Origin of the sequence: Actinoallomurus vinaceus, assembly GCF_039542055.1 — a bacterium.
In the GTDB taxonomy this organism is placed as follows: domain Bacteria; phylum Actinomycetota; class Actinomycetes; order Streptosporangiales; family Streptosporangiaceae; genus Actinoallomurus; species Actinoallomurus vinaceus.
This window is the reverse complement of sequence record NZ_BAABHK010000002.1, coordinates 788,571-812,503: the sequence shown is the minus strand read 5'-3', so window position 1 is coordinate 812,503 and position 23,933 is coordinate 788,571. Positions and strand designations below refer to the sequence as shown.

Genomic DNA, 23,933 nt, shown 5'->3' with positions numbered 1-23,933 from the left:
GTAGCTTTCACGGCCGCCGACGGCCGGGCGGCGACATGCTCTCGGGCGTCCCCGCACGTCAAAGCGGTCCGATCGACCGCCCGCCCGGGGTGGGAAGCCGGGCGGCCGGGCCGCCGGATTGATCGCGCTTCGCCGGTCGTCCTAGTGTCGTCGCGAACGCTCCCACCTGCGTCGCCGTGTCCCGCTGTACCAGCATCACGACCTGGGGCGTCACCGACAAGTACTCCTGGCGGAGCGGCAGCACCCCGCTGCTGTTCGACGGCAACTACGCCAAGAAGCAGGCCTACTACTCCGTCATCTCCGCCCTCGGGGGCTGATCGGGCGTCCGCGAACGACGGCGTCCCTCGACCGCCACAACGGTCGAGGGACGCCGCTGCGCGCCGAGGGCTACGCCGGGGCTCCTTCGACCGGCGCGGGCGTCACCGCCCGACCGGTCGCCGGGAACAGGCGGGTCAGCAGGATGTACAGGACGAACGCCGAGGCCAGGCCGACGGCCCAGCCGTAGTCGGCGAGGGGTTTGAGCATCGGGATCATGCCGTCCGCGGGGAACGGCCCCGTGCCGGGCGCGGAGTACGAGCCGCCGATGGCGAGGAAGCCGCCGACCGCGAACGCGGCGACGGCGCGCCAGTTCCAGCCCCCGTCGTACCAGTAGCGGCCCTCCGCCCGGTACAGGTCGGCCAGGTCCAGCCGGGTGCGGCGGAGCACCCAGTAGTCGGCGATGAGGATCCCGGCCACGGTGCCGAGCAGGCCGCCGACCGTGCCGAGCCAGGTGAAGATGTACGCCTGCGGGCTGGCCAGCAGCTTCCACGGGAAGATGACGACGCCGATGACCGCCGTGATCAGGGCGCCGGTGCGGAAGGTGATGTGACGCGGCGCGATGTTGGACAGGTCGAACGCGGGCGAGACGACGTTGGCGGCGATGTTCACCGAGAGGGTCGCGATGAGCACGGTGACCAGCGCGTACAGGACGCCCGCCCAGTTGTCGAGCTTGGCCGTGAGCTCGATCGGATCCCAGATCGCCTTGCCGTACACCGCCTGCGAGCCGGAGGTCACCAGCACCGACAGCAGCGCGAACGCGGTCATCGTGGTCGGCAGGCCCAGCGACTGGCCCCAGAACTGTGCGCGCTGGTTCGCGCCGTACCGGGTGAAGTCGGGGATGTTCAGCGACAGGGTGGACCAGAAGCCGATCATGCCCATGAGAGCCGGGAAGAAGACCTTCCAGAAGCCCGAGCCCCAGCCGAGTTTGGACGGCTGGTCGATGATCGGACCGAACCCGCCGGCCTTGACGCTCATCCAGATCAGCAGCGCGATCGCGCCGACGATGACGAACGGCGCCGCCCAGTTCTCGAAACGGCGCAGCGTCTCCATGCCGCGCACGATGATGCCGATCTGCAGGACCCAGAACAGCGCGAAGGACAGCCACTGCGTCCAGGGATAGCCGCCGACGTGGGCGGCGCCGGTCCACCAGTCGCCGAGGAGCTTCCCGGCGAGCAGGAAGATGCCGGACCCGCCGATCCAGGTCTGGATGCCGAACCACGCGCAGGCGACGGCGGCGCGGACCAGCGCGGGCAGGTTCGCGCCCCGGACCCCGAACGAGGCGCGCGCGAAGACCGGGAACGGGATGCCGTAGCGCGGCCCGGCGTGGCCGGTGAGCAGCATCGGCACGAGGACGATGACGTTCGCGAGGGCGATCGTGAAGACCGCCTGTTTCCAGTCCATGCCGAGTGCGACGAGGCTGGAGGCGAGCGTCCAGGAGGCGAGGTTGTGGGCCATGCCGACCCACAGCGCGGTGAAGTTGTAGGTCGTCCACCGCCGCTTGGCGATGGGGACGGGCAGCAGGTCCTCATTGGCGTACGGGCCGGTGGGCACGGCCGCGCCGGGCGGGAGCTCGACGCGGCCGCCGGAGACGGTGGGTTCGGCGGGCGAGGGCGAGGTGGCGGTCATGGGCGGCTCCTCGGGAGGGGCTGGGACGAAGGGGACGCCGTAGGAATGGTCGGCTTCCGGAGGCGACCGGCAGGGGCCCTCCGGACGGTCGCCTTTCGGGGGCGACGGGCGGTCGCCCCCGGACGACGCCGGACGGCCGGCCGCGTCGGGGTCAGCCGGTGAGCGCGGGGATGATCGTCTTTCCGTAGGCGTCGATGGTCGATTCCTTGGCGTCGTGCATGTCGTAGACGGCGAACTGGTCGACGCCGAGATCCCGCAGGGCCGCGAGCTTGGCGATGTGGGTCTCGGCCGGGCCGATCAGGCAGAACCGGTCGACGATCTCGTCCGGGACGAACGCGGTGTCCGGGTTGCCGGAGCGGCCATGGTGCGCGTAGTCGTAGCCCTGACGGGCCTTGATGTAGTCGGTGAGCTCGGCCGGCACGAGCGAGGACGCCTCGCCGTACCTGCTCACCAGGTCGGCCACGTGGTTGCCGACCATGCCGCCGAACCAGCGGCACTGCTCGCGGGCGTGCGCGAGAGCCTCGGGCGCGTCGTCCTCGGTGACGTACGCGGGCGCGGCGACGCAGATGGTGACCTCGCCGGGGTCGCGGCCGGCGGCGACCGCGGCGTCCCGGACGGCCTTGACCATCCACTCGGTGAGGTAGAGATCGGCGAGCTGGAGGATGAAGCCGTCGGCCTTCGCACCGGTCAGGGCCAGGGCCTTCGGCCCGTACGCCGCCATCCAGACCGGCAGCCGGGCGCCCTCCTCCACCCACGGGATGTGGATGGAGGTGCCGTCGACCTCCGTCGTGCGCCCCTCCGCGAGGTCGCGGATGACGTGCATGGCCTCGTCGAGCACGGCGAGGGTGTTCGGCCGGCGGCCCGCCACGCGCATCGCGGAGTCGCCGCGGCCGATGCCGCAGATCGTGCGGTTCCCGAACATCGAGTTGAGGGTGGCGAACGTCGAAGCGGTCACCTCCCACGTGCGGGTGCCGGGGTTCGTGACCATGGGGCCGACGATCAGGCGCTGGGTCTGCGCCAGGATCTGGCTGTAGATCACGAACGGCTCCTGCCACAGCACCGCCGAGTCGAAGGTCCAGCCGTGGGTGAAGCCGGCCTGCTCGGCGCGGCGCATCAGCTCGATGACGCGCGAGGCGGGCGGATCGGTCTGCAGGACGAGTCCGAACTCCATGTCACGCGCCTTTCAGCCGAGGTACTGGCAGGTCTCGCGGGCGGTGAACCGGCCGTGGCCGGCCCGCCCGGTGTAGGACCGGTCGTCGACGACGACCTCGCCGCGCGACAGGACGGTCTGGACCCGGCCGGTGACGGTCCGCCCCTCGTACGCCGAGTAGTCGACGTTCATGTGGTGGGTCTCGGCGGACATCACCTGGGTGGCGCCCGGGTCGTAGATGACGATGTCGGCGTCGGCGCCGGGCGCGATCGTGCCCTTGCGGGGATACAGGCCGAACATCCGGGCCGGGGTCGCGCAGGCGATCTCGATCCAGCGGCGGCGGGAGATGTGGCCGTCGACGACCGCCTGGTGGAGCAGGTCCATGCGGTTCTCGACCCCCGGCAGCCCGTTCGGGATCTTGGAGAAGTCGCCCAGGCCGAGCTCCTTCTGGCCCTTGAAGCAGAAGGGACAGTGGTCGGTGGAGACCACCTGCAGGTCGTTGGTGCGCAGGCCACGCCAGAGGTACGCCTGGTGCTCCTTGGGCCGCAGCGGCGTGGAGCAGACGTACTTGGCGCCCTCGAAGTCCGGCTCGGCGAGGTTGTCGGTGGACAGGAAGAGGTACTGCGGGCAGGTCTCGCCGAAGACGTTGAGACCCATGTCGCGGGCCTGGGCGAGCTCGGCGACGGCCTCCATCGCCGAGACGTGGACGACGTACAGCGGCGCCCCGGCCACCCGGGCGAGCTGGATCGCGCGGTGCGTGGCCTCGGCCTCCAGCAGCGCGTGGCGGACCTCGCCGTGGTACCGCGGGTCGGTACGCCCGGCGGCGAGAGCCTGCTCGACCAGCACGTCGATCGCGATGCCGTTCTCGGCGTGCATCATGATCAGCCCGCCGTTCCCGGCGGACCGCTGCATCGCGCGCAGGATCTTCCCGTCGTCGCTGTAGAAGACACCCGGGTAGGCCATGAACAGCTTGAAACTGGTGACGCCCTCGTCGACCAGGCCGTCCATCTCCTTCAGCGTGTCCTCGTTGACGTCGGAGAGGATCATGTGGAACGCGTAGTCGATCGCGCACTGCCCGTCGGCCTTGGCGTGCCAGACGTCCAGCCCGCTGCGCAGCGACTCCCCGACGGTCTGCACGGCGAAGTCCACGATCGTCGTCGTGCCGCCCCACGCGGCCGCGCGGGTGCCGGTCTCGAACGTGTCGGAGGCGGACGTCCCGCCGAACGGGAGCTCCATATGCGTGTGCGCGTCGACCCCGCCCGGGATCACATACTTGCCGGCGGCGTCGATGACGCGGTCGGCGGACTCCGCCCAGCGGCGCGCGACCTCGCTGTCGCGGGCGGCGAGCGCGGTGACCCGGCCGGACTCGATGAGGATGTCGGCGTTCGTCTCGTCGGCGGCGGTGATGACCAGCCCGCCGCGGATCACGGTGGTCCCCATGCGGCTACCTCCCTCGGTCGGCTCTGCCGGTCACTGGTCGATGAGCGGGCCGTAGGCGTCCGGGCGGCGGTCCCGGTAGAACGCCCACTGCTGCCGGACCTCGTCGATCAGGCCGAAGTCGAGGTCGCGGACGACGAGCTCCTCCTCCTTACCTGAGGCGACGTCGCCGACGAACTGGCCGCGCGGGTCGACGAAGTAGCTGGTGCCGTAGAAGTCGTTGTCGCCGTACTCCTCCACGCCGACCCGGTTGATCGCGGCGACGAAGTACTCGTTGGCGACGGCTGCGGCGGGCTGCTCCAGCTTCCACAGGTACGACGACAGCCCCCGGTGTGTCGCCGACGGGTTGTAGACGAGCTGCGCGCCGGCCAGGCCGAGGGCGCGCCAGCCCTCCGGGAAGTGCCGGTCGTAGCAGATGTAGACCCCGATGCGGCCGACGGCCGTGTCGAACACCGGCCAGCCCAGGTTGCCGGGCCGGAAGTAGAACTTCTCCCAGAAGCCCTTGACCTGCGGGATGTGGTGCTTGCGGTACTTGCCGAGGAAAGTGCCGTCCGCGTCGATGACGGCCGCGGTGTTGTAGTAGAAGCCGGACTGTTCCATCTCGTAGACCGGCACGACGATGACCATGCCGGTCTCGCGGGCGAGCGCCTGCATCCGTTGCACGGTCGGCCCGTCCGGCACCGGCTCGGCCCACCGGTAGTGCTCGGCGTCCTGGACCTGGCAGAAGTACGGAGCGTTGAAGACCTCCTGGAAACCGATGACCTTCGCGCCCTGCGCGGCGGCCGCGCGGGCGTGCTCCTCATGTTTCGCGATCATCGTTTCGGTGTCGCCCGTCCAGGTCGCCTGGACGAGGGCCGCGCGCACGATCGGGCTCATCGGATCTTCCCTCCGGAAAAGATGTCGTCCCTAAGGACGAAAAGGGCAACGCCCGCCTATGACGGCTGACGCTACGAGCCCGCCGATAGGACGTACAGTGCCACGCTGTAACGCGATCCTCTTTCCATGTTCCACCACGTCACCTGCTGCGATCCTGCTCAGGCGCATGTTAGGGACAGAAGTGACCGGTGTTAATTCCCGGTTTCCTCTTGTTCGATGACCCAGCGCGCGATCTGTGTTCTGGAGTGGAACCCGAGTTTGTGGAGGATGCGCTCGACATGGCCCTCCGCAGTGCGCTCCGCGACCACGAGCGCGGTGGCGATCTGCCGGTTGCTCATGCCTTTGGCGACGAGCCGGGCGACCTCCGTCTCCCGCCGGGTGAGCGGCGAGTCCGGAGCGGCGCCCGGCGGACCGGAGGAGGGCGAGGGCTGTTCGAGGGCGTAGGCGAGCGCCTCGTCGTCGGGCATCGAGGCTCCGCGCCGGACGGTGGCCCCGAAGGCCTCGTCGCCGAGGGCGGCGCGGACACGGGCCTCGCACTCGTCGTGATACGGGACGAGATTCCCGTACCCGGACAGCGGCGCTCTGATCGCCTGCCAGGTCCGCCGCCGGATCCCGATGAGCAGGGCGGCCCTCTCGTGGTTCCCGCCCGTGGCGGCGATCCAGGCCAGCACCTCTTCGGCGACCGCGACGCCCAGCCGGTCGTCGAGCGCGTGGTTGAATCGCAGGCTCTCCTGTTCCAGGGAGGCGGCGCGCCGCAGGTCGCCCTGGCGCCACACCTCGACGCCGAGCGCGAACATCGTGTACGCCTTGTGCCATCCCTCCCCGTGGGCGTCGCACTCGGCGATGCCCTCTTCCGCTGCGGCGACGGCGCGTTCGGATTCGCCGCGCAGGGAGTAGGCCAGGGCCAGCCGCATGAGCGAGAGCACCAGGCCGGCCAGGTCACCGGTGGTCCGGTGCTTGGCCACGGCCTCCCGATAGCAGGCGATCGCCGCTTCGGCCTGGTCCCGGGAGACGGCGATCATCCCGGTGTAGAGCGCGACATAGCCCTGGACCGACGTCAGCCCGAGACGCTGCCCGATGGCACGGCTCTCTTCGAGCATCGACTCGGCCGCGTCGAGGTCGCCCTGAATGATGGCGATCCAGCCGCAGGTCCACAGGGCGCGCGCCCGGACGGCGTCGGGCCGGGGACATGCCGCGAGACCCTGCTCGAGCCAGTCGCGGCCTTCACCGAGGTAGTAGCTGCTGATCCAGTGGTAGAGCAGGTCGGTGGCCATGCTCAGGCCGGTCGCGGCGTCGTCCGGATCGGCGTGGTGGTGCTCCAGCGCGGCGCGCAGGTTCGGGTGGTCGGCTCGCAGCCGGGTGAACCACTCCACCTGCGACGGACCGAACAGGTTGGCGCACGCGTCGGCGGCCAGTCTCCGGTAGTGGTCGCGGTAGCGGCGCCGCAGCGTCGCCTCCTGCCCGGACTCGGCGAGGCGTTCCCGGCCGTACTCCCGGATGACATCGAGCAGCCGGTATCGGACCGCGGACGGGCCCTCCTCCCGGGTCAGGACGGACTTCTCCACCAGCCCGGCCACCAGGTCGACGATCTCCTCTTCGGCGATCCCGTCACCCGCGCAGACCGCTTCGGCCGCGGCCAGGTCCAGACCGCCGTTGAACACCGAGATCCGCGCCCACAGCAGGCGCTCCTTCTCGTCGCACAGGGCATGGCTCCAGTCGACCAGGGCGCGGAGGGTCTGGTGGCGGGGCAGCACGGTCTGTGAGCGCGTCGTCAGCAGCCGGAAGCGATCGTCGAGCCGGTCGAGGAGCTCGTGCGCGGACAGCACCCGCAACCGTACGGCGGCCAGTTCCAGCGCGAGCGGGATGCCCTCGAGCCGCTGACAGATCCGCTCGACCGCGTCGCGGTTCTCGTCCGTGACGGCGAAGCCGGGCACCACCGCCTGGGCCCGTTCCGCGAAGAGTCGCATCGCGTCGGAGGTGGCGGTCGCGAGGGGGCGTCCGTTGCCGCCCGGCAACGCCAGCGGTGGCACGGCCAGCGTCCGCTCGGCGAAGATCGTCAGCGGCTGCCGGCTCGTGGCGAGGATCCGCAGCTCCGGTACGGCGGTCAGCAGGGCGTCGGCCAGGACGGCGCACGCCTGCACCAGGTGCTCGCAGTTGTCCAGGACGATCAGCGTCCGCGAGCCGTCGAGGTGTTCGGTGAGCACCTCGAAGGGTGGCCGGGAGGATCGATCGCGGATCTCCAGGGCCTCGACGATGGCGTGCACGAGCAGCTCCGGCCTGTCCAGAGACGCCAGCTCGATGAACCACACCCCGTCGGGAAAGACCCGTTGCAGGCAGTCGGCGACCTTCAGGGCCAGCCGGGTCTTACCGACCCCGCCGGGACCGGTGAGCGTCACCATCCGGCTCTCGGACAGCACCCGCCGGACAGTGTCGATCTCCTGCCGGCGTCCCACGAAGCTGGTCAGCTCGGCGGGCAGGTTCGACGTTCGGCGTCGGTGCAGGACGTTGGACGACATGGCGCGCACGAGAGGTATCCCTGGAGCCCGGCCCGGCCTCCTCGGCCGGGCCGGATCCGGCTCAGGGCATGCGTCCTTCCGGGGCCGGCTCGAGCCGGGCCCCGTCGTAGAACCCGGCGCCCATGTACACCAGTGGGGCCGTGTCCAGGCAGGTCGCGGCGAGGACCCGGCCGATGAAGATGGTGTGCGTGGCGGCGCGGACGCGTTCGCGGACCTCGGCCTCGAGACTGGCGCACGCTCCGTCGAGGATCGGACTGCCGTGCTGACCCGTATGCCAGCGCACGTCGCGGAACTTGTCGGGGTTCTTGGTCGCGAAGTGCCGGGCCACGCCGACCTGGTCGCCGGCGAGGAGATTCACCGCGAACCGCTCCGCGCGGAACAGCGGTTCGTAGGTCGAGGAGGTCTTCGCCACGCAGACGAGGATCAGCGCAGGATCGAGCGAGACGCTGGAGAACGCGTTGACCGCGAGGCCGCGCGGCGTGCCGCGGTCCATGGTCGTGACGATGGTCACGCCGGTGACGAACTTGCGGTGGAACGCACGCAGCTGATCGGCGTCGACGACCGGTGGGGCGATGTTCGTGGTGTTTGTCATGTGACGTCCCGGAGGGTCAGGATGCCGAGAGTGGTCAGGAGATCGCGCGGATCCCAGGTGACCCACTCCTCGGCGACGAAGGGTCCGTCGAAGCGCGCGATGGTGATGCCGGAGACGACGACCTCGCGTTCGGTGGGCGGCACGTCGAGGAACTCTCCCTGGTGGGTCCCCACGCTGTGCCAGCGGACCACCGTCTTCTCATTCTCGCTGATGAGGTCGTCGATGGTGGTACGGAGGTCGGGAAAGGCCCGCTTGACCATGGTGATGGCCTTCTTCAGGCTCGTGGCGTCCTGATCTCCGGACTGTGTGTGGCGCACGTATCCGGGTGCGAGCAGCTCGTCGAGCGCGTCGACCCGGCCGTCGTTCCAGGCGCGGTGCCAGACGTCGGCGATCCGCTGCTTCCGGTGCTCGGTGGCGTTCATGATCCCGTCCCGATGGTGCTCGTCGGTCCGCCCGGGTCAGCGCATGACGAAGGGGTCGGCCATGGGCTCGTCGCTGGTGTTGATCCAGACGCTCTTGACGCGTGTGTACTCATGGATCACCTCGGGTCCGTTCTCCTTGCCGAGGCCGCTCTGCTTGAAACCGCCGAGCGGCGACAGCGGTGACATGGCACGGTAGGTGTTGACCCACACCGTGCCCGCGTCGATGGCGGCCGCCATCCGGTGCGCGCGGGCGAGATCGCGGGTCCAGACGCCGGCCGCCAGCCCGTACGACGTGGCGTTGGCGAGGGCGACCGCCTCCTCCTCGTCCCGGAAGCGCATGACGGTCAGCACCGGGCCGAAGATCTCCTCCTGGCAGATCCGCATCGTGTTGTCGGTCTCGGTGAAGATCGTCGGCTGGTAGTACCAGCCGTCGCCGAGCCCTTCGGGTTCCGCGGCCCCGAGCACGACCTTGCCGCCCTCCTGGAGGCCGAGCCCGACGTAGTGGCGGACCTTCTCGAGCTGTTCGCGGAGGGCCAGCGGACCGAGCTCGGTGGCGTCGTCCAGCGGATCGCCGAGGCGGATCGCCGCCGCCCGCTCGGTGACCAGGCTCAGCACCTCGTCGTGCACGTCCTCGTGCAGGAACGCTCGCGATCCGGCGACACAGGTCTGCCCCGCGGCGGCGAAGATGCCCGCGACGATCCCCATGGCGGCGCTGCGCGCGTCCGCGTCGGAGAAGACGATGTTCGGCGACTTGCCGCCGAGCTCGAGGCTGACGCGGGCCAGCCGGGAACCGGCGGTCCCCGCGATGGCCCGCCCGGTCTCCGTGCTGCCGGTGAACGCGACCTTGTCGATGCCCGGATGCTCGACCAGCGCGGCGCCCGCCGCGCGCCCGTGTCCGGTGACGACGTTGACGACGCCGGGCGGGAAGCCCGCCTCGTCCAGCAGCGCGACCAGCCGCAGCAGGGAGGCGGAGGTGTGCTCGGACGGTTTGACGACGACGGTGTTGCCGGTCGCGAGCGCCGGCGCGAGCTTCATGGAGGTGAGCAGCAGCGGGGAGTTCCACGGCGTGATGGCGCCGACCACGCCGACCGGCTCGCGCCGCGTGTAGTTGAAGATCGCGGGATCCATGGTGTGCAGCACCTCGCCGCCGACCTTGTCCGCGATCCCGGCGAAGTAGTAGAAGTACTCCGGCAGCACGGCCAGCTGCCCGCGCATCTCACGCAGCAGCTTGCCGTTGTCCAGCGACTCACACCGTGCGAGGTCCTCGGCGTGCTCGCCGATCAGGTCGCCGAGCCGGCGCAGCAGCCGGCCGCGCCGGGTGGCGGTCAGGCCGCGCCAGCGCGGGTCCTCGAACGCCGTACGGGCGGCGCGCACGGCGCGGTCCACGTCGGCGGCGTTCCCGGCGGCGGCCTCGTACCAGGGCCGGCCGGTCGCGGGATTGAAGCTGGGGATGTACTCGCCGCTCTCCGGGGCGACCTGCTCACCGCCGATGTGATGCTGATGCCGCGGAAGGGTCGTGGCGGATGTCGGCACTGGCGCTCCTGACATGGGTGCGGATTGCATGGCAGAGCTCGGCGGGCCGCTCGAGCGGCAGCAGGTGCCGTGCTCCGGGGATGATCAGGGACCTCGCCCGGGGGATCGCGGAGGCGATTCGCCGGGCCATCGCGGGCGTGGATCCGGGATCGTCCGATCCGGTCACGGCCAGGGTGAGAGCGGAGATCTCGCCGAGGCGGGGCCACAGGTCCCGGTCGGCGGTGGCGAAGACCTCATAGCAGGCGAGGTACGACGTCCGGTCGTTGGCGAGGAGCGTGGCGAGCACCTCACGGCGCCGCCGTGGCTCCCGGGCGGCCCACTCGTCGGAGAACCAGCGCTCCACCGCCGCGCGGGCGGCGCCCTCGAAGTCGGCGGCCGCCCGGTCGAGCCGGGCGCGCACCGCGGCGGCCTCCTCCGGGCCGCGATCGGCGACCGAGGCGACCAGCGTGAGGCTGCGCACGCGGGCCGGGGCGGCGAGTGCGAGCTCCTGGGCGACGAGGGCGCCGAGCGAGAAACCGACGACATGGGAGGCGCCGGCCGCCACCTCGGCGACATCGGACGCCAGATCGGCCACCGTGATGCCCGGCTCGGCACGCGGCGAGCGGCCGTGACCGCGAAGCTCGACGACCGTGACCCGGTGGTGCCGCGCGAGCTCCGGCAGACATCGGTCCCACATCGACCGGTCGAGCCCGACCCCGTGGATCAGCACGAGGTCCGGGCCGTGCCCGGTCGTCCGGTGGTGGATCACTGCTCGCTCGACAGCGGTGCGAGCCGCGCCTGAGGCCGTCCCTGCGCGGCGGCGGCGAGACCGACGACGATCTCATCGGCCCGGGGCGCGTCGGCGACCCGCGCCTCGACGGTCTGATGGTGCGACCGCGTCGTCGCGTCGGTGACGTGCTTGAGCGGGATGTCGAACACTGTCCCCGCCGGAGCGCGTTTCTCGACGGCGGGCAGCAGCGTGGTGGCGTTCGCCGCCGTGCGGAAGTGATCGCCGAACTTCAGGGTGTGGATCAGCGCGGAGCCGTGCTCGATCTCGCCGTCCAGCCCGACGATCGCGGCCTTGCCGTACGCCTCGACCGGAGCCCCGAGAGCCTCGACGACACGTGGGGCGAGCAGGGCGCCCAGCTCGGGGGCCACCTTGTCGATCAACGGGGCCAGGTCGTCGACGAATCCCTCGCCGGCCCAGGGGTTCTCGATGACGGCGAGGACGACGGCGGTGCGCGCCGCGGGCCGTACGGCGTTGCCGCCCTCGGAATGGATCTCTTCGACGAAGGTGACGATCTTCCGGACGTTCATGGGGTGGCGCCCTCCAATTCGGTGATCTCGACGGCGGAGTCGGTGGTGCGGTCGCCGATGCGGGCGTTGGGCCGCGAGCCGGACGACGCGGCGGCGATGACGACGATCTCGTCGGGGCGCGGAGCGTCGCCCACCCGGATCTCCACGGTCTGATAGTGCGAGCGGGTGGCGCTCGCGGTCTTGTGCCACAGCGGCACGGTGAGCGGTGCGCCCGGAGCGGCGCGCTGCTCGGCGAAGGCGATGATCGAGGTGCCGTCCACTGCGTCGCGGAGGACATCGCCGAAGTACGGGGTGTGGATCAGCGCGGAGCCGTGCTCGGTCTCGCCGTCCACCCCGACGATGGCCGCCTTGCCGAACGCCTCGACCCGGTCGGCGCCGCCCAGCGCATCGATCAGCCGGCCGGTCAGCGCCCGGGCGAGGCAGGGCGCCACGTCGCGGACCTCGGGCTGGAGATCGGCGACGTAACCGCGGCCGTGCCACGGGTTGCGGATGACCGCGGCGGCCACGGCACGGCGGGTGATCCGGTCGACCGGCCGGCCGAGTTCGGCGACGACGTCCTCGGTCATCGTGACGATCTTGCGGATGAGCGGGTCCACGGTCAGCCGCCCTGCGCTCCGGCGAACTGCGGCATGACCTTCTCGGCGAACAGCTCCAGGCTCCGCATGGCGTTCCGGTGCGGCAGGCCGGGATGGGTCGTCCACAGCAGCAGGTGCTGGAGGTTGATCTCGTCGCGCAGCTCGGCGACCTTCTCGGCGACGTACTCGGGGGTGCCGACGAGCATGTTGCGCGGGAACAGGAAGTCGAACGACAGCTCGTGCTCGTCGGTGAGCTCCTCGCCGGCGTTCATCAGGTTGCGCAGCCCCCGCCAGTGCATGATCCACCGGTAGGAGGTCATCACCGCCTCTTCGAACTCCCGCCGGGCCTGCTCCATCGTGTCGGCGACGTAGACGTCGCGGACCAGCCCAATGCCCTCGCCGAGCGCATACTCGCGGCCGGACGCCTCACTCGCGGCGTCCCGGTACAGCGCGAAGCGCTCCTTGAGCGCCGAGACCGGCGGCAGCCAGAACATGCCCTGAATGCCGCGCTCGGCCGCCCACCGGATCGACCGGGGAGAGTCGATGACCTGCCACAGCGGCAGCGGCGACTGCAACGGGCGCGGGGTGACGGCCATCTTGGTGATGACGCCGTCGTCGGTGAAGTCGGGGGTTGAGGGGGAGAGCGGGTGGCTCCAGCGGACACCCGGGGCCGGGAACTCGTAGCAGCGGCCCTTGTGCGCGAAGAACTCACCGCTCCACGCCTTCTGCATGATCTCGAGGGTCTCCTCGAACAGCGCGCGGTTCTGCTCCTCATCGCGCGGATCGGCCAGCGCGTTGAGGTTCAGGGCCTCCCGGCCGTACAGCCCCCGGCCGACTCCGACCTCCACCCGCCCGCCGGACAGCCGGTCGAGCATCGCGATGTCCTCGGCGAGGCGCAGCGGGTGCCAGAAGGTGGCGATGTTGGCCGCCTGTCCGATCCGGATCCGGCTCGTGCGGGCGGCGATGTCCGCGCCCATGAGCACCGGGTTCGGCGTGATCTCGAATCCCTCGTGGCCGAAGTGGTGCTCGGTGTACCAGATCGACCAGAATCCGGCCTTGTCGGCGGCGCAGGCGAACTCCCGTGCCTCGTCCATGACCTGGTGATATTCGCCCAGTCGTCCCGGCGCGCCGAGGTTGTGGAAGATCGAGAAGCGCATAGGGTCACCTTTCTTCTTCGCCCGCGCTGGAGCGGTCCTGCGTCTCCATTCCGGCCACGAGCGCGTGGTGGCTCGCCCGGACGTGTTCGCGCATCACGCGTTCGGCGCCATCGCCGTCTTTGGCCTCGATGTACTCCAGGACGCGGTGGTGCTCGGCGTTGGAGTTGACCAGGCGCCTGGGCTGTGCCAGGGACGTGCGCACCAGGCGGTGGTAGGCCAGCTGGTTCATCAGGATGCGGTAGTGGGCCTCGAGCTTGCCGTTGTCCGCGCCCTCGATGAGCAGTTCGTGGAACTCGTGCACCAGCTCGGCGTAACGCTCCACGTCACCGGCGGCGACCGCCTCGTCGGCCGCGCGGACGCTGGCGCGGAGCCGATCGAGCTCGGGGACCTGACCGCGGAAGGCCAGCAGGCGGGCGGCGGCGGCCTCCAGCAGCTCCTTCATCTGGAACAGCTCGGTGACCTCCCGGCGGGACGGGGTGGAGACGAAGGTGCCCACACGCGGCCGGATCTCGACGAGCCCCTCCGTCTGGAGCTGCTTGAGAGCCTCGCGGATCGGGGTGCGGCTGACACCGAACGCCTCGGCGAGGGCCACCTCGGACAGGCTCGACCCGGGGGTGAGGTCGCCCTTGGTGATCTTCCGGCGGAGCCTGTCGGCGACGCCGGCCTGAATGCTGACGCCGCCGTTGCGCTGCGCCCGTCTCCCGGGCTCGGCCGTTCTGGAGGACTCTTGCATGGTACGAGACGGTAAGTTGGCCGGCCCAACGCGTCAAGGCATCTCCGACCCCTTACCTTCGCATGCAGGTAGGTCGCGTTGATCGAATCCGTGTCGAGCTATTGACAGTGCCGAGGGCTTGGGTCGACCCTCGTGGCTACCATGCAAGTCGATAGAGATACGGAGCGCCCCATGGCCCACATCGACTCTGCTGCCGACGCCAGGGACCGCGGCTATCGCGACGCCATCGCCAAGGTCGAGCCGTACGGCGTCGACCACATCCCCGACGCCGAACGGCATGGCCGGCCCAGCTCCCAGTTCTTCACGTGGTTCGGGGGGAACCTCACCCTGCCCCTGCTCCTGCTCGGGTTCTGGCCGATCTACTTCGGGCTGTCGCTGCCCCAGGCCCTCCTGGCCATCGCCGTCGGCACCGCCGCGGGCGCCCTGCTCATGGGCGTGCTCGCCGCCATGGGGACCCGGCTCGGCCTACCGCAGCAGGTGCAGGCCCGCGGGGCGCTCGGCTACTACGGCAACTATCCGTCCGTGGCGATCGTCAACGTCTTCGCCGCGGTGGGCTGGGCCGTTGTCAACACGATCATCGGCGCGGAGGCCCTGAAGGAACTGCTGCCGGTTCCGTTCTGGGCCGGGATCGTCGCCATCTCGGTGGGGCAGGGACTGCTGGTCGTGTTCGGGTACAACATGATCCACTTTGTGAACCGGATCGGCAGCGCCCTGCTCGGCGTCCTGTTCCTCGCGATCACGATCGTGGCTCTGACCAAGGCGCACTGGACCGTGCACGCCGATCCGCACGCATCCTTCTACGTCGGCGTGGCGGGCGGCTGGATCACCTCCGCCGGATATTTCTTCTCCTTCCTGCTCGCCTGGGCGCCCTTCGCCTCCGACTACTCCCGGTACCTGCCCGCCGACACGCCGGGCCGCCGGGTGCGGCTCAACACCGCGGCGGGCAACTTCTGCGCGATCTTCTGGCTCGGCGCCATCGGCGCCCTGGTCGCCAGCGCGGCGGGCAAGGCCGGCGTCATCGAGTCGGTCAAGCACCTGACCGGTGGCTTCGCCCCGTTGGCGATGCTCACCATCGTCGTCTCGACCTTCCCGGTGAACGGGCTCAACCTGTACGGCGGCGCGATCTCCCTGCTGACCCTCCGAGTGCCGGTGTCCCGCAAGGTCGCGGCGATCGTCGCGACCATCCTGACCATGGTGCTGTCGCTCTGGCTGAGCGGCGACATCTACGCCAGGTTCCACGACTTCCTCGTCGCGTCCGGCTACCTGATCGCGCCCTGGGTGGCCATCGTCTTCCTCGACTACTTCCTCGCCGACAGGGTCAACAGGATCAACGAGTTGTACGACCGCTCACGGACCGTCGAGTGGGGCTTTCTCGCCTGGCTGATCGGCTGTGCGGCGTCCCTCCCGTTCTGGGTGTCCAACGTGTGGACGGGCCCGGTCGCCCACGCGCACGCGGGTCTCGGCGACATCTCCTACTACGTCGGTGCGGCCGTCGCCGCCGTCGTGTACCTCCTCACGTACCGTCTCTCGCCGCTGTCGGGGTACCTGCACGGTCGGAGGAGCAGCGCCGTGCAGCCGGCGCAGACCGGAGTCGCCGACTCCGGAACATCGTCCGTCCAGGCGGGGTAGCCCGGCACACGTCCGGCGCGCCGGTGGGGCAAAGGCCCACCGGCGCGCTTGTGTTTTGGGGGAGTGACCCACGTCATACCAGGCATTCAGAGGGCCGATGCCCCGTTCCCGCGCCGCGCCGTGCCCGACCTCGCGCCGGTGTATGAGGCCCTGATCCGGCAGGGTGCCGGCGAGGTCATGAAACCCGGGCCAGCTCCGGCGTGTTACGTAGCGGTCACTGGAGGGCGTTGAGTTGCTGTGGTTGCTTACGATGGCGAAAGCGAGGTTGTGCTCGACGGCGTTTCGCTGGTGGGTGGTCGGCGCCCTGAGGGCTGATCTCGAGCGAGTGCTGGTGCTGGCCGCGGTGGACCGGCAGCAGGCCACGCTGGAACGCGCCGAGGACGACCCGGCGAGGGTGTTGCTGCGGGTGCAGTTGCCCACCCGCCCGGATCCGCGCTCGTATGCCGACTGGTCCTGGGTGGCCTGTCCGATCACGCGGCCGCCCACCGTTCCGCCGGACGCGGTACTGCACCTGCCCACACTGCGCCCCACAACCAGGCTGGGCGGTGGTGGCAAGGTGCTCGCCGACCTGGCGTTCTCCCACGCCGTCCCCAGAGCCGAACGGACCGGGCACACGGTGGCGCTGGGTGTGGACTGGGGGCTGAACACCCTGCTCAGTGTCGGGGCCTGCCGTTTGTATCCCGACGGCCGCATCACCGCGTTGGGCGCCGGGGCGATGTTCCGGGCCGGTGGGGTGATGGCGCGCCAGCACCGGCTGCGCCGCCACGGCGAACACCTGCACGCCAAAACCGACACCTACACCCGCCTCATCGGCAGCAACGAGGACCACCACCTGGCCGCCAAACGCGCCAAGCTGGCGGCCGAGAGTCGGCATGTGGCCGATCGCGGTCGGGTCTGAACGACGCACTGGCCTGGTCGGCGGCGCGCTGGGCGGTGGATCAGGCGATCGCGGTGGGTGCGAGTGTGATCTATGTGGAGGATCTGCGGTCGATGGAGGCCAAGGGCATGGGCCGCACCCTCAACACCCGGCTCTCCGAGGCCGTGCGGGGGCAGATCGTCGGTAACATGCGGCACCTGGCCGCCGAGGCCGGCATCGCCGTGGTCACCGTCCCGGCCCGCAACACCTCAAAGCACTGCCCGCGCTGCCTGCTGCCGCTGCGGCACTGCAAGGCCCCCGACCGGCCCACCACACCCGGGTGGAAGTGGGCGCTCTGCCCCGACCCTGACTGTGGCTGGCAGGGTGACCGTGACCACGGTGCATGGCGGCGCATCGCCGCCCGTGGCATGACCCACCAAAACAACACCACCGTCGTCGATCGCGCCACCGGTCAGATGGCCATCGGCCGTATCGTCGGCACCCTCGAAGCGAGCGCGGTCATCACTGCGACCGCGACTGCTCCAGCGAGCGGGAGTGACCGGTCCAAGACTGGGCCGACCCCGCGCCGACCTCCACGCCCCGCGCCCAGGCGACGCAGGGCACCCTCCACCCCCGGCCCTCAAAGGCCGGCGGGTCAGCGTCCGGAGGGACACGCTCACACGGACCACAGACCGCCCCGCGCGGCCTGCCGGTACCAGGGCGTGCGCACCACTATCGTGCACACGATCAGCCCAAGCACACCCACCACCAGCCGGGGCCGCCCACGGCACCGGCCGCGAGGGGCGGCACTGGGCGCAGGCTTCCACCTGCACGCCCACGCCAACCCACCCCGGTGGACAGATCCCCAGTCACAACGCCCAGAATCAATATGACTACGGATCCCTAAGCTGATCAGAGACGCTGGAAGAGCGCGAGGTCTCGCACTGCGTCGTGAACTCCCCGGACCCGGCCCGGCTCCGCGCGTTCTACGAACGCCACCTCGGGTTCCGGCTGTCCGACACGCTGTCGCGCACGGGCGATCTCATGTACTTCCTGTGGTGCAGCCCGCTGCACCACAGCTTCGCATCGCTCGCGGCCCCGCACGTCTCCCTCCACCACGCGTCGTTCGAGATGCGCGGCGTCGAGGAGTACGTGCGGGGCACCGGCCGGGCGCTGCGCGCCGCATCCCGGACTCCACGACGTTGACGACCCGCTGACGCAGGATCAGTGGGGCACCGCCGACCCGATGAGCGAGGTGATCGCCAAGGAGCAGTTCAACGACCCGGACGTGCTGTTCACCGCGCCGCCGGTGTGACGAGATGGAACCTCCCGAGAAGGGCGCGGCCGTGGAGTCCTTCCGGCTCTCGGCGGAGCGGGTCGAGCCGCGTGGCTCACAGGGGCAGGGGCCGGTCCTCGACGATGCTCTTCATGACGAGGGTGGACGTGAGGCGCTGGACGCCGGGGAGGGCGGCGAGACGGTCGTCGTAGAGCCTCTGGAAGGCGGGCAGGTCGCGGGCGATGACGCGCAGGAGGTAGTCGGGGTCGCCGAAGAGCCGTTGGGCCTGCAGGACGTGGGGAACGGCGGCGACGGCCTCTTCGAAGGCGGCGATGGTGTCGCGGTTCGCGTCGCGCATGGTGACGAAGACCAGCGCGTCGAAGGTGAGGCCGAGGGCGTTGGCGTCGAGGTGCGCACGGTAGCCGCTGATCGCCCCGGAGCGTTCCAAGGCGCGCAGGCGGCGATGGCAGGGCGAGACGCTGAGGCGGACCCGCTCGGCGAGTTCGGTGATGGTGAGGCGACCATCCTGCTGGAGCTCAGCAAGGATCCTCCGGTCTACGTCGTCCATGTAGCAGATTCTTCCCTATCCGCGCCGTATCGGGGAAAAGGTTGGAAGCACATTCCATGCATACTTCCCTAATCTCCTTTCCGGGGCCCTCAGGCCTTCTGGGGCTCCGCGAGTGCGAAGGAGAAGTGAGGTCATGGCGATCGGTACCGTCGCCGCGTTCTGGGCGGTGTCCTTCCTGTTCGTGCTGACACCGGGGGCGGACTGGGCGTACGCGATCGCGGCCGGGCTCCGGCACCGGACGGTGCTGCCGGCGGTGGGCGGGATGCTGGCCGGGCATCTGGTGGCCACCGCGGTCGTGGCGGCCGGGGTGGCCGCGCTGGTGGCCCGCACCCCGCTGGTGCTGACCGCGCTGACGGTGATGGGCTCGGTGTACCTGGTGTGGCTGGGGATCGGCACGCTGGCTCGCCCGCCGGCCCCGCAGACCAGCGGGGAGCAGGTGGCCGGCTCGTGGGTGCGGCGGGCGGTGAAGGGCGCGGGGGTCAGCGGGCTCAACCCGAAGGTGTTCCTGCTGTTCCTGGCCCTGCTGCCGCAGTTCACCGACCCGGACGCGCGCTGGCCGATCGCGATTCAGATCGCGATGCTGGGGTCGGTCCACGTGGCCAGCTGCGCCGTGGTCTACACGGGGGTGGGCACGGGAGCGCGCCTGGTACTGCGGGTACGGCCCACGGCGGCCCGGGCGGTGATCCGCTTCTCCGGCGCCGCGATGGTCGGGATCGGTGTGCTGCTGCTGGTGGAGCGACTGGCCGGTTAGACGCGGACTCCGCCACGGAGTCAGGGGATGCCACGAAAGACCAGCTCAGCGGTCACCCGGCGCCGCAGTGCCGCGTTGAGTCGCCGCAGGGCCGGGCGCGAAGCGTCCGGCCCTGCGGCGACGAGAGGAGATCGATGGTTCCCGGCGCCGAGGCGCCGATCGGCGCGTCAGGCGGTCGCCGTGGCCTCGGCCGCCGACAGCTCGTCGGCGTCCTCCTGGACCCGGCCCCGGAGGGCGACGAGCGCCAGCAGGCAGGAGACCAGCGCGGCCGCGCCGCAGACGACGAAGCCGATCGTGTAGCCGTGCCCCAGCGCGTCCAGGGCGATGGGCGCGGCGCCGCCGGGCGGGGAAGAGGGCGGGACGGAGTTCACCGCCAGTGGGCCGCCTTCGGCGGCGACGTGCCCGGCCGCGGCCTTGACCTGCGGGCTCAGCGACGAGGTGGCCAGCCCGGTGGTGAACTGCGAGGCCGCCCGGCTCAGCGCGACCGCGCCGATCACCGCTGGGCCGAGCGTGAAGCCGAAGTCGCGGAGCAGGCTCGTCGCGGCGCTGGCCATGCCGGCGTAGTGGATCGGCACCGTGTTCACGGCGGTGGCGGTGATGGAGGAGACGGTCAGCGCGAAGCCGACGCCGACCAGGCCGAGCGGCAGGACCAGGGAGGTCAGCGCCCGGTCGGAGACCGGCAGCGTCGCGGCGAGGAAGTCGCCGGCGGCCATCAGCGCCAGGCCGATCGTGAGGATCCAGCGGCCGGCCATCCGCTCCAGCAGCCGGGACGTGACGGGAAGCAGGACCAGCGCCAGGCCGTTCAGCAGCAGGAACGCCACGGAGGAGCGCAGCGGGCTCTGGTGCTGGATCGGGCCGAGTCGGATGCTCGTCGCGTACGCCGTGCCGAGGAAGCTGAACATGCCGACCACGGCGACGAACGACGCGATCGCGAACGCCCGGTTGGTGAACAGATCCAGGCGCAGAAGGGGGGAGCGGGCCCGGCGCTCGGCCACGATGAACAACACGACGAAGATCGCCGCGATGGCGAAGGCGGCGAGCACCGGGGCGGAGCCCCAGCCGTCGGTCGGCCCCTGGATGACCGCGTACAGCAGCGCGAACAGGCCGATGCCGATCGTGACCTGGCCGCCCAGGTCGAGTGAGCGTCCTTCCGGCGCGCTGGAGTCGGTGGCCAGCAGGAGGCTGACCACCGTGCTGACGACGGCGATCAGCGTGACCACGACGAAGGCCCACCGCCAGGATCCGTAGTTCCCGGTGATGCCCCCGAGCACCGGCGCGATGAAACCGCCGGTGGACAGCGACGCCGCCCAGATCGCGATCGCCCGGGAACGGGTCTGGTGGGTGCGGGTCCCCGCCGCCACCATGGCCAGGGAGGTCGGGAACAGCGCGGCCGCGCCCAGGCCGGCGATCGCCTGACCGGCCCAGAGCAGGTGGACGCCGTGGCCGGCGGCGGCGACGATCTCACCGACGACGATCAGTGATGAGCCGCCGACCAGCAGCCGCTTGCGGCCGAAGAGGTCGCCGAGCACGCCGAAGGTCAGCTCGAGCACGGTGACGGGCAGCAGGAACGCGTCGGAGATCCAGGTGAGCTGCGAACCGATCGGGTGCAGGTCCTCCTGGAACAGGCCGTTGAGGGTGGCCGGGATGGCGAGGGCGATCTGGGCGAGGCAGACGGCGAGGCAGCCCGCGATGAGCGTGCCGAGGGGGAGCCTGGCCGGCCCCGGGTCGGAGTGTTCGCGCAGCGACATGAGGGTTCCTGGGGAGAAGAGCGGTGGGATGGGACGCCCCGGTCGGTGGCGGTTCGCTCGGCCGGGAAAGGGGCGGCTCGGCGGCCGCCGACGAGGTGGCGGGCAGGGGAGGGGCGGTTCGACGGCTGCCAAGGTGGCCTGCTCGGGAGGAGACGGCTCGGCGATCGGCTCGAAGAGGCGGTTCGGCGGCCCCCGGCGGGACGGTCAAGTCAGGGGGGTGGCTGACGGTCGGGTGGGCGGAAGGCCGTTCAGCGTCCGCGGGCGCCGACGAGCGGGCCGGGGCGGTAGGGGACGAAGGCGGCGCCACCGAGGTTCAGGGCCAGCGCGGCGCGCTGCAGGGCGGCGGGTTCGGCGACGTCGTCCCAGCGCCCGGTCGCGACGCGGTGGCCGATCGCGTGCACGCCCGCCACCATCTCGGCGGTGGTGAACGCGCAGTGACCCTGACGGGCGACGTACGCCTGCCGGAGCCGGGCACCGTCGCCGGCCGCCCGGACCCGCGCGGCGAACGCCGCCTCCTGCTCGACGGGGACCAACTGGTCGGAGGTGGTGTGCAGGTCGAGCAACGGCGCCGCCAGGCCCTGCCCCGCGGTGGAGGTGGCCTGCAGCGTGCGCCGTGCCTGCGCGTCGGCGTGCAGGTGCGCGCCCCGGGTCAGGCTCGTCAGGTCGGCGCGCAGGTCCAGGCCGGCCTCGCGGTAGAGGGCCCGTACCTCGGCGGCGTGCTCGGACCGGCGCAGCAGTGCCGCGTAGTCGACACCGGCGTTGAACGACGTGTTCCCGCCCGCCGACTGTTCGATGGACCAGCGGCCGTTCTCGATGAACGCGAGGAGTCCCTGGCTCAGCCAGGCGAACTGCTGCGCCTCCTGGCCCTCGGCGTCGCCGGCGGCCGGCGGGTTCTGGCCCGGGGCCCAGTCGGTCAGGTTGAGGTACGCGGCGGCGAGCGCGATCCGGGCCCGTCCGGCGGGAGTCGCCTGCGCGGCGGTGACGGCCGCGGTCAGCCGCTGCGCGGTCGCGGCGGCCGCGCCGGCGTCGGCGAACCCGCTGAGCGGGACGTCCTGGCCGGGCAGCAGCAGGGAGGCGATGGCGTACTCGGCGTCGTACTGGTAGTCATCCAGGTCGACCCCGCCGCCCACCAGCCCGCACAGGCCGAGGGCGCCGTCCACGCGACCCGCCCCGTCGCGGGCGATGCGGGCGTTGACCAGCCCGCCCATGGACTGCCCGACCGACAGGGTCCGGGCGGGCCGGGCGACCGTACGGGTGAAGGCGTCCAGGGTGGCGAACTGGTCGCGTTCGGCGCTGTTCAGCGCCCACCAGGAGCCGTGCGGATCGTACGAGGAGCCGGCGAGCGCGTAGCCCTCGGCGAGGAGGGCCGTGCGGGCGTCGTCGGAGGGCGCGTCCTGCGCCGTCGTCGGCCCGTAGCCGTGGCTGAACAGCAGGAGCGTGCCGTTCCAGTGGGAGGGCAGGTCGGCGACCCAGGTCGCGCCGTCGGCGAGCGTGCCGCCGAGGTGGGACGGGACGGCGGGCGGGGTGGCGGAGGCGGATCCGGTCAGGGCGGCCGCGCCGAGAGCGAGAGCGGCGCTGACAGCGGGGATGCGGAGGAGGCGTCGAGGCACGGAGGCGCTCCGTTCTCGGGAGAGATGTGTCCTGGGACACACGGAGGAACGGCACGAATGTATGGCTGTTTTTTTACCGCCGTCAAGACTGTGCCGAATGTTGATGAACGGCGTCCGCCGCTCAGCGGTCCGGGCGGCCTCGCACACGCCGGCGACAGGCCGCGGACCTGGACCCGTTGCCGCAGGCGGTCATCCCGCTTGCCGTAGGCGGTCATTGCGCTTGCCACAGGCGGTCGTCCCGCGCGGGCGCGCGTGGCGAGGGCGAGCGTCACAGGTCGAGGATCAGGCGGGGGCCGCACGACCGGGAGACGCAGATCATCATGGTCTCGCCGCCCGCCCGCTCCTCATCGGTGAGGACCGAGTCGCGGTGGTCGGGCTCGCCCTCCAGCACGTCCGTCTCGCAGGTCCCGCACGTGCCCTCGGTGCAGGAGTAGAGCACCTCCACCCCGGCGGACCGGACGACGTCCAGGACGCTCCGGTCCGGTGGCACGGTCAGCGTCCGCCCGGATCGGGCCAGCACCACCGCGAACGAGGACGTCCCCGCCGGTGCGGTCTCCTCCTTCGGCTGGAACCGCTCGATCCGAAGGGCGCCCGGCGGCCATCCCGCTCGGCACCGCTCCTCGACGGCGGCCAGCAGCGGCTCGGGACCGCAGCAGTACACCAGGGTGCGGTCGTCGGGCTCGGCCAGGAAGGCGTCCAGGTCCAGCAGCCCCGTCTCGTCCTGCGGCCGAACGCTCACCGCGTCGCCGTGGACGGCGAGTTCGTCGAGGAAGGCCATGGACGCACGCGTGCGGCCGCCGTACAGCAGCCGCCATCGGGCGCCGGCCCGCTCGGCGGCCGCCACCATCGGCAACAGCGGCGTGATCCCGATGCCGCCCGCGACGAACAGGTAGCGGTCGGCGGGCCGCAGGGCGAAGTTGTTCCGGGGGCCGCGCACCCGCAGCCGGGAGCCCTCGACGAGCCGGTCATGGACGTACGCGGAGCCGCCGCGGCCGCCCGGCTCACGGAGTACGGCGATCCGCCAGACCGCACGGTCGGCCGGCGATCCGCACAGTGAGTACTGCCGGACGAGGCCGTCGGCCAGGAGCAGGTCGGTGTGGGCGCCGGGCTCCCAGGCGGGCAGCGGCCCGCCGTCCGGGCGGCGGAGCGTCAGGCGGACCACGCCGTCGGCGGCGTGGTCCCGCCCGACGACGATCACCTCGGTCTCGTCTCCGGCGTTGCTCACGGTCGATGCAGCCTCTCTCAGTGTGCGGGGACGCTCGGG

At 71.2% G+C, this 23,933-nt stretch carries 22 protein-coding genes and 1 pseudogene; 6 read left to right on the top strand and 17 right to left on the bottom strand.

Annotated elements, in window-relative coordinates:
- Positions 1–173: 173 nt before the first annotated feature.
- Positions 174–317: pseudogene (locus ABEA24_RS09560) on the top strand (endo-1,4-beta-xylanase); the annotation flags it as partial.
- A 70-nt stretch (positions 318–387) separates the two neighbouring features.
- On the opposite strand, the gene ABEA24_RS09555 reads toward ABEA24_RS09560, so the two are convergent.
- The 13 genes from ABEA24_RS09555 to ABEA24_RS09495 all read right to left on the bottom strand — a co-directional run bounded on the left by ABEA24_RS09555 (position 388) and on the right by ABEA24_RS09495 (position 14,231).
- Positions 388–1,944 (bottom strand): NCS1 family nucleobase:cation symporter-1, encoded by a 1,557-nt coding sequence (locus ABEA24_RS09555; RefSeq protein WP_345430327.1) that lies wholly within the window; start codon positions 1,942–1,944, stop codon positions 388–390.
- A 151-nt stretch (positions 1,945–2,095) separates the two neighbouring features.
- Complete coding sequence (locus ABEA24_RS09550) at positions 2,096–3,115, bottom strand: TIGR03842 family LLM class F420-dependent oxidoreductase (RefSeq protein WP_345430326.1); 1,020 nt, start codon at positions 3,113–3,115, stop codon at positions 2,096–2,098.
- Between the two features lie 12 nt (positions 3,116–3,127).
- Positions 3,128–4,534 carry a dihydropyrimidinase gene (gene hydA / locus ABEA24_RS09545; RefSeq protein ID WP_345430325.1) on the bottom strand — a complete coding sequence of 469 codons (1,407 nt, stop codon included), beginning with the start codon at positions 4,532–4,534 and terminating at the stop codon, positions 3,128–3,130.
- Positions 4,535–4,564: 30 nt separating this feature from the next.
- The gene (locus tag ABEA24_RS09540) at positions 4,565–5,407 is read right to left on the bottom strand and encodes a nitrilase-related carbon-nitrogen hydrolase (RefSeq protein ID WP_345430324.1); all 843 of its coding nucleotides are present in this window, start codon (positions 5,405–5,407) and stop codon (positions 4,565–4,567) included.
- Positions 5,408–5,598: 191 nt separating this feature from the next.
- Entirely contained in the window at positions 5,599–7,923 is a 2,325-nt protein-coding gene (locus ABEA24_RS09535) for an ATP-binding protein (RefSeq protein WP_345430323.1), read from the bottom strand.
- Between the two features lie 61 nt (positions 7,924–7,984).
- The gene (locus ABEA24_RS09530) at positions 7,985–8,515 is read right to left on the bottom strand and encodes a flavin reductase family protein (protein WP_345430322.1); all 531 of its coding nucleotides are present in this window, start codon (positions 8,513–8,515) and stop codon (positions 7,985–7,987) included.
- A complete protein-coding gene (locus ABEA24_RS09525; RefSeq protein WP_345430321.1) occupies positions 8,512–8,937 on the bottom strand; it encodes an ester cyclase in 426 nt (141 codons plus the stop codon). Before ABEA24_RS09525 ends, ABEA24_RS09530 begins: the two co-directional genes overlap by 4 nt.
- A gap of 36 nt (positions 8,938–8,973) precedes the next feature.
- Positions 8,974–10,470: an aldehyde dehydrogenase gene (locus ABEA24_RS09520; RefSeq protein WP_345430320.1), complete on the bottom strand. Its 1,497-nt coding sequence runs from the start codon at positions 10,468–10,470 to the stop codon at positions 8,974–8,976.
- Positions 10,418–11,218: an alpha/beta fold hydrolase gene (locus ABEA24_RS09515; protein ID WP_345430319.1), complete on the bottom strand. Its 801-nt coding sequence runs from the start codon at positions 11,216–11,218 to the stop codon at positions 10,418–10,420. The genes ABEA24_RS09520 and ABEA24_RS09515 overlap by 53 nt, the downstream gene beginning before the upstream one ends.
- Positions 11,215–11,766, bottom strand: coding sequence for an amino acid synthesis family protein (locus ABEA24_RS09510; RefSeq protein ID WP_345430318.1), 552 nt, complete (start codon positions 11,764–11,766; stop codon positions 11,215–11,217). The genes ABEA24_RS09515 and ABEA24_RS09510 overlap by 4 nt, the downstream gene beginning before the upstream one ends.
- Positions 11,763–12,362, bottom strand: a complete 600-nt coding sequence (locus ABEA24_RS09505) for an amino acid synthesis family protein (protein WP_345430317.1) — start codon at positions 12,360–12,362, stop codon at positions 11,763–11,765. The genes ABEA24_RS09510 and ABEA24_RS09505 overlap by 4 nt, the downstream gene beginning before the upstream one ends.
- A 2-nt stretch (positions 12,363–12,364) precedes the next feature.
- Positions 12,365–13,498 carry an LLM class flavin-dependent oxidoreductase gene (locus tag ABEA24_RS09500; RefSeq protein ID WP_345430316.1) on the bottom strand — a complete coding sequence of 378 codons (1,134 nt, stop codon included), beginning with the start codon at positions 13,496–13,498 and terminating at the stop codon, positions 12,365–12,367.
- A gap of 4 nt (positions 13,499–13,502) precedes the next feature.
- On the bottom strand, positions 13,503–14,231 hold the full coding sequence (locus tag ABEA24_RS09495; protein WP_345430315.1) for a GntR family transcriptional regulator: 729 nt from the start codon (positions 14,229–14,231) through the stop codon (positions 13,503–13,505).
- 171 nt (positions 14,232–14,402) lie between these two features.
- On the opposite strand from ABEA24_RS09495, the gene ABEA24_RS09490 reads away from it, so the two are divergent.
- The 4 genes from ABEA24_RS09490 to ABEA24_RS09475 all read left to right on the top strand — a co-directional run bounded on the left by ABEA24_RS09490 (position 14,403) and on the right by ABEA24_RS09475 (position 17,922).
- Entirely contained in the window at positions 14,403–15,860 is a 1,458-nt protein-coding gene (locus ABEA24_RS09490; protein ID WP_345430314.1) for a purine-cytosine permease family protein, read from the top strand.
- A gap of 250 nt (positions 15,861–16,110) precedes the next feature.
- Positions 16,111–16,758 carry a hypothetical protein gene (locus ABEA24_RS09485; RefSeq protein WP_345430313.1) on the top strand — a complete coding sequence of 216 codons (648 nt, stop codon included), beginning with the start codon at positions 16,111–16,113 and terminating at the stop codon, positions 16,756–16,758.
- A gap of 65 nt (positions 16,759–16,823) precedes the next feature.
- A complete protein-coding gene (locus ABEA24_RS09480) occupies positions 16,824–17,609 on the top strand; it encodes a zinc ribbon domain-containing protein (RefSeq protein WP_345430312.1) in 786 nt (261 codons plus the stop codon).
- 58 nt (positions 17,610–17,667) lie between these two features.
- Positions 17,668–17,922 carry a VOC family protein gene (locus ABEA24_RS09475; RefSeq protein ID WP_345430311.1) on the top strand — a complete coding sequence of 85 codons (255 nt, stop codon included), beginning with the start codon at positions 17,668–17,670 and terminating at the stop codon, positions 17,920–17,922.
- 185 nt (positions 17,923–18,107) lie between these two features.
- Here the strand turns inward: ABEA24_RS09475 and ABEA24_RS09470 are convergent, their stop codons facing one another.
- Entirely contained in the window at positions 18,108–18,560 is a 453-nt protein-coding gene (locus tag ABEA24_RS09470; protein WP_345430310.1) for an Lrp/AsnC family transcriptional regulator, read from the bottom strand.
- Between the two features lie 133 nt (positions 18,561–18,693).
- On the opposite strand from ABEA24_RS09470, the gene ABEA24_RS09465 reads away from it, so the two are divergent.
- Entirely contained in the window at positions 18,694–19,311 is a 618-nt protein-coding gene (locus tag ABEA24_RS09465) for a LysE family translocator (protein ID WP_345430309.1), read from the top strand.
- Between the two features lie 167 nt (positions 19,312–19,478).
- Here ABEA24_RS09465 and ABEA24_RS09460 read toward each other — a convergent pair whose 3' ends face one another.
- The 3 genes from ABEA24_RS09460 to ABEA24_RS09450 form a co-directional block, all read right to left on the bottom strand.
- Positions 19,479–21,059 (bottom strand): MFS transporter, encoded by a 1,581-nt coding sequence (locus ABEA24_RS09460; RefSeq protein ID WP_345430308.1) that lies wholly within the window; start codon positions 21,057–21,059, stop codon positions 19,479–19,481.
- A 248-nt stretch (positions 21,060–21,307) separates the two neighbouring features.
- Positions 21,308–22,669: a hypothetical protein gene (locus ABEA24_RS09455; RefSeq protein ID WP_345430307.1), complete on the bottom strand. Its 1,362-nt coding sequence runs from the start codon at positions 22,667–22,669 to the stop codon at positions 21,308–21,310.
- Positions 22,670–22,937: 268 nt separating this feature from the next.
- Complete coding sequence (locus ABEA24_RS09450) at positions 22,938–23,894, bottom strand: PDR/VanB family oxidoreductase (protein WP_345430306.1); 957 nt, start codon at positions 23,892–23,894, stop codon at positions 22,938–22,940.
- Positions 23,895–23,933: the final 39 nt, after the last annotated feature.

What these genes read in the sequence shown, in the direction of transcription:
- ABEA24_RS09495 (WP_345430315.1), bottom strand. Translation starts at nt 14,231, where the DNA reads ATGCAAGAGTCCTCCAGAACGGCCGAGCCCGGGAGACGGGCGCAGCGC.
- ABEA24_RS09535 (WP_345430323.1), bottom strand. Translation starts at nt 7,923, where the DNA reads ATGTCGTCCAACGTCCTGCACCGACGCCGAACGTCGAACCTGCCCGCC.
- ABEA24_RS09525 (WP_345430321.1), bottom strand. Translation starts at nt 8,937, where the DNA reads ATGAACGCCACCGAGCACCGGAAGCAGCGGATCGCCGACGTCTGGCAC.
- ABEA24_RS09540 (WP_345430324.1), bottom strand. Translation starts at nt 5,407, where the DNA reads ATGAGCCCGATCGTGCGCGCGGCCCTCGTCCAGGCGACCTGGACGGGC.
- ABEA24_RS09500 (WP_345430316.1), bottom strand. Translation starts at nt 13,498, where the DNA reads ATGCGCTTCTCGATCTTCCACAACCTCGGCGCGCCGGGACGACTGGGC.
- ABEA24_RS09465 (WP_345430309.1), top strand. Translation starts at nt 18,694, where the DNA reads ATGGCGATCGGTACCGTCGCCGCGTTCTGGGCGGTGTCCTTCCTGTTC.
- ABEA24_RS09460 (WP_345430308.1), bottom strand. Translation starts at nt 21,059, where the DNA reads ATGTCGCTGCGCGAACACTCCGACCCGGGGCCGGCCAGGCTCCCCCTC.
- hydA (WP_345430325.1), bottom strand. Translation starts at nt 4,534, where the DNA reads ATGGGGACCACCGTGATCCGCGGCGGGCTGGTCATCACCGCCGCCGAC.
- ABEA24_RS09530 (WP_345430322.1), bottom strand. Translation starts at nt 8,515, where the DNA reads ATGACAAACACCACGAACATCGCCCCACCGGTCGTCGACGCCGATCAG.
- ABEA24_RS09485 (WP_345430313.1), top strand. Translation starts at nt 16,111, where the DNA reads ATGGCGAAAGCGAGGTTGTGCTCGACGGCGTTTCGCTGGTGGGTGGTC.
- ABEA24_RS09510 (WP_345430318.1), bottom strand. Translation starts at nt 11,766, where the DNA reads ATGAACGTCCGGAAGATCGTCACCTTCGTCGAAGAGATCCATTCCGAG.
- ABEA24_RS09555 (WP_345430327.1), bottom strand. Translation starts at nt 1,944, where the DNA reads ATGACCGCCACCTCGCCCTCGCCCGCCGAACCCACCGTCTCCGGCGGC.
- ABEA24_RS09490 (WP_345430314.1), top strand. Translation starts at nt 14,403, where the DNA reads ATGGCCCACATCGACTCTGCTGCCGACGCCAGGGACCGCGGCTATCGC.
- ABEA24_RS09470 (WP_345430310.1), bottom strand. Translation starts at nt 18,560, where the DNA reads ATGGACGACGTAGACCGGAGGATCCTTGCTGAGCTCCAGCAGGATGGT.
- ABEA24_RS09550 (WP_345430326.1), bottom strand. Translation starts at nt 3,115, where the DNA reads ATGGAGTTCGGACTCGTCCTGCAGACCGATCCGCCCGCCTCGCGCGTC.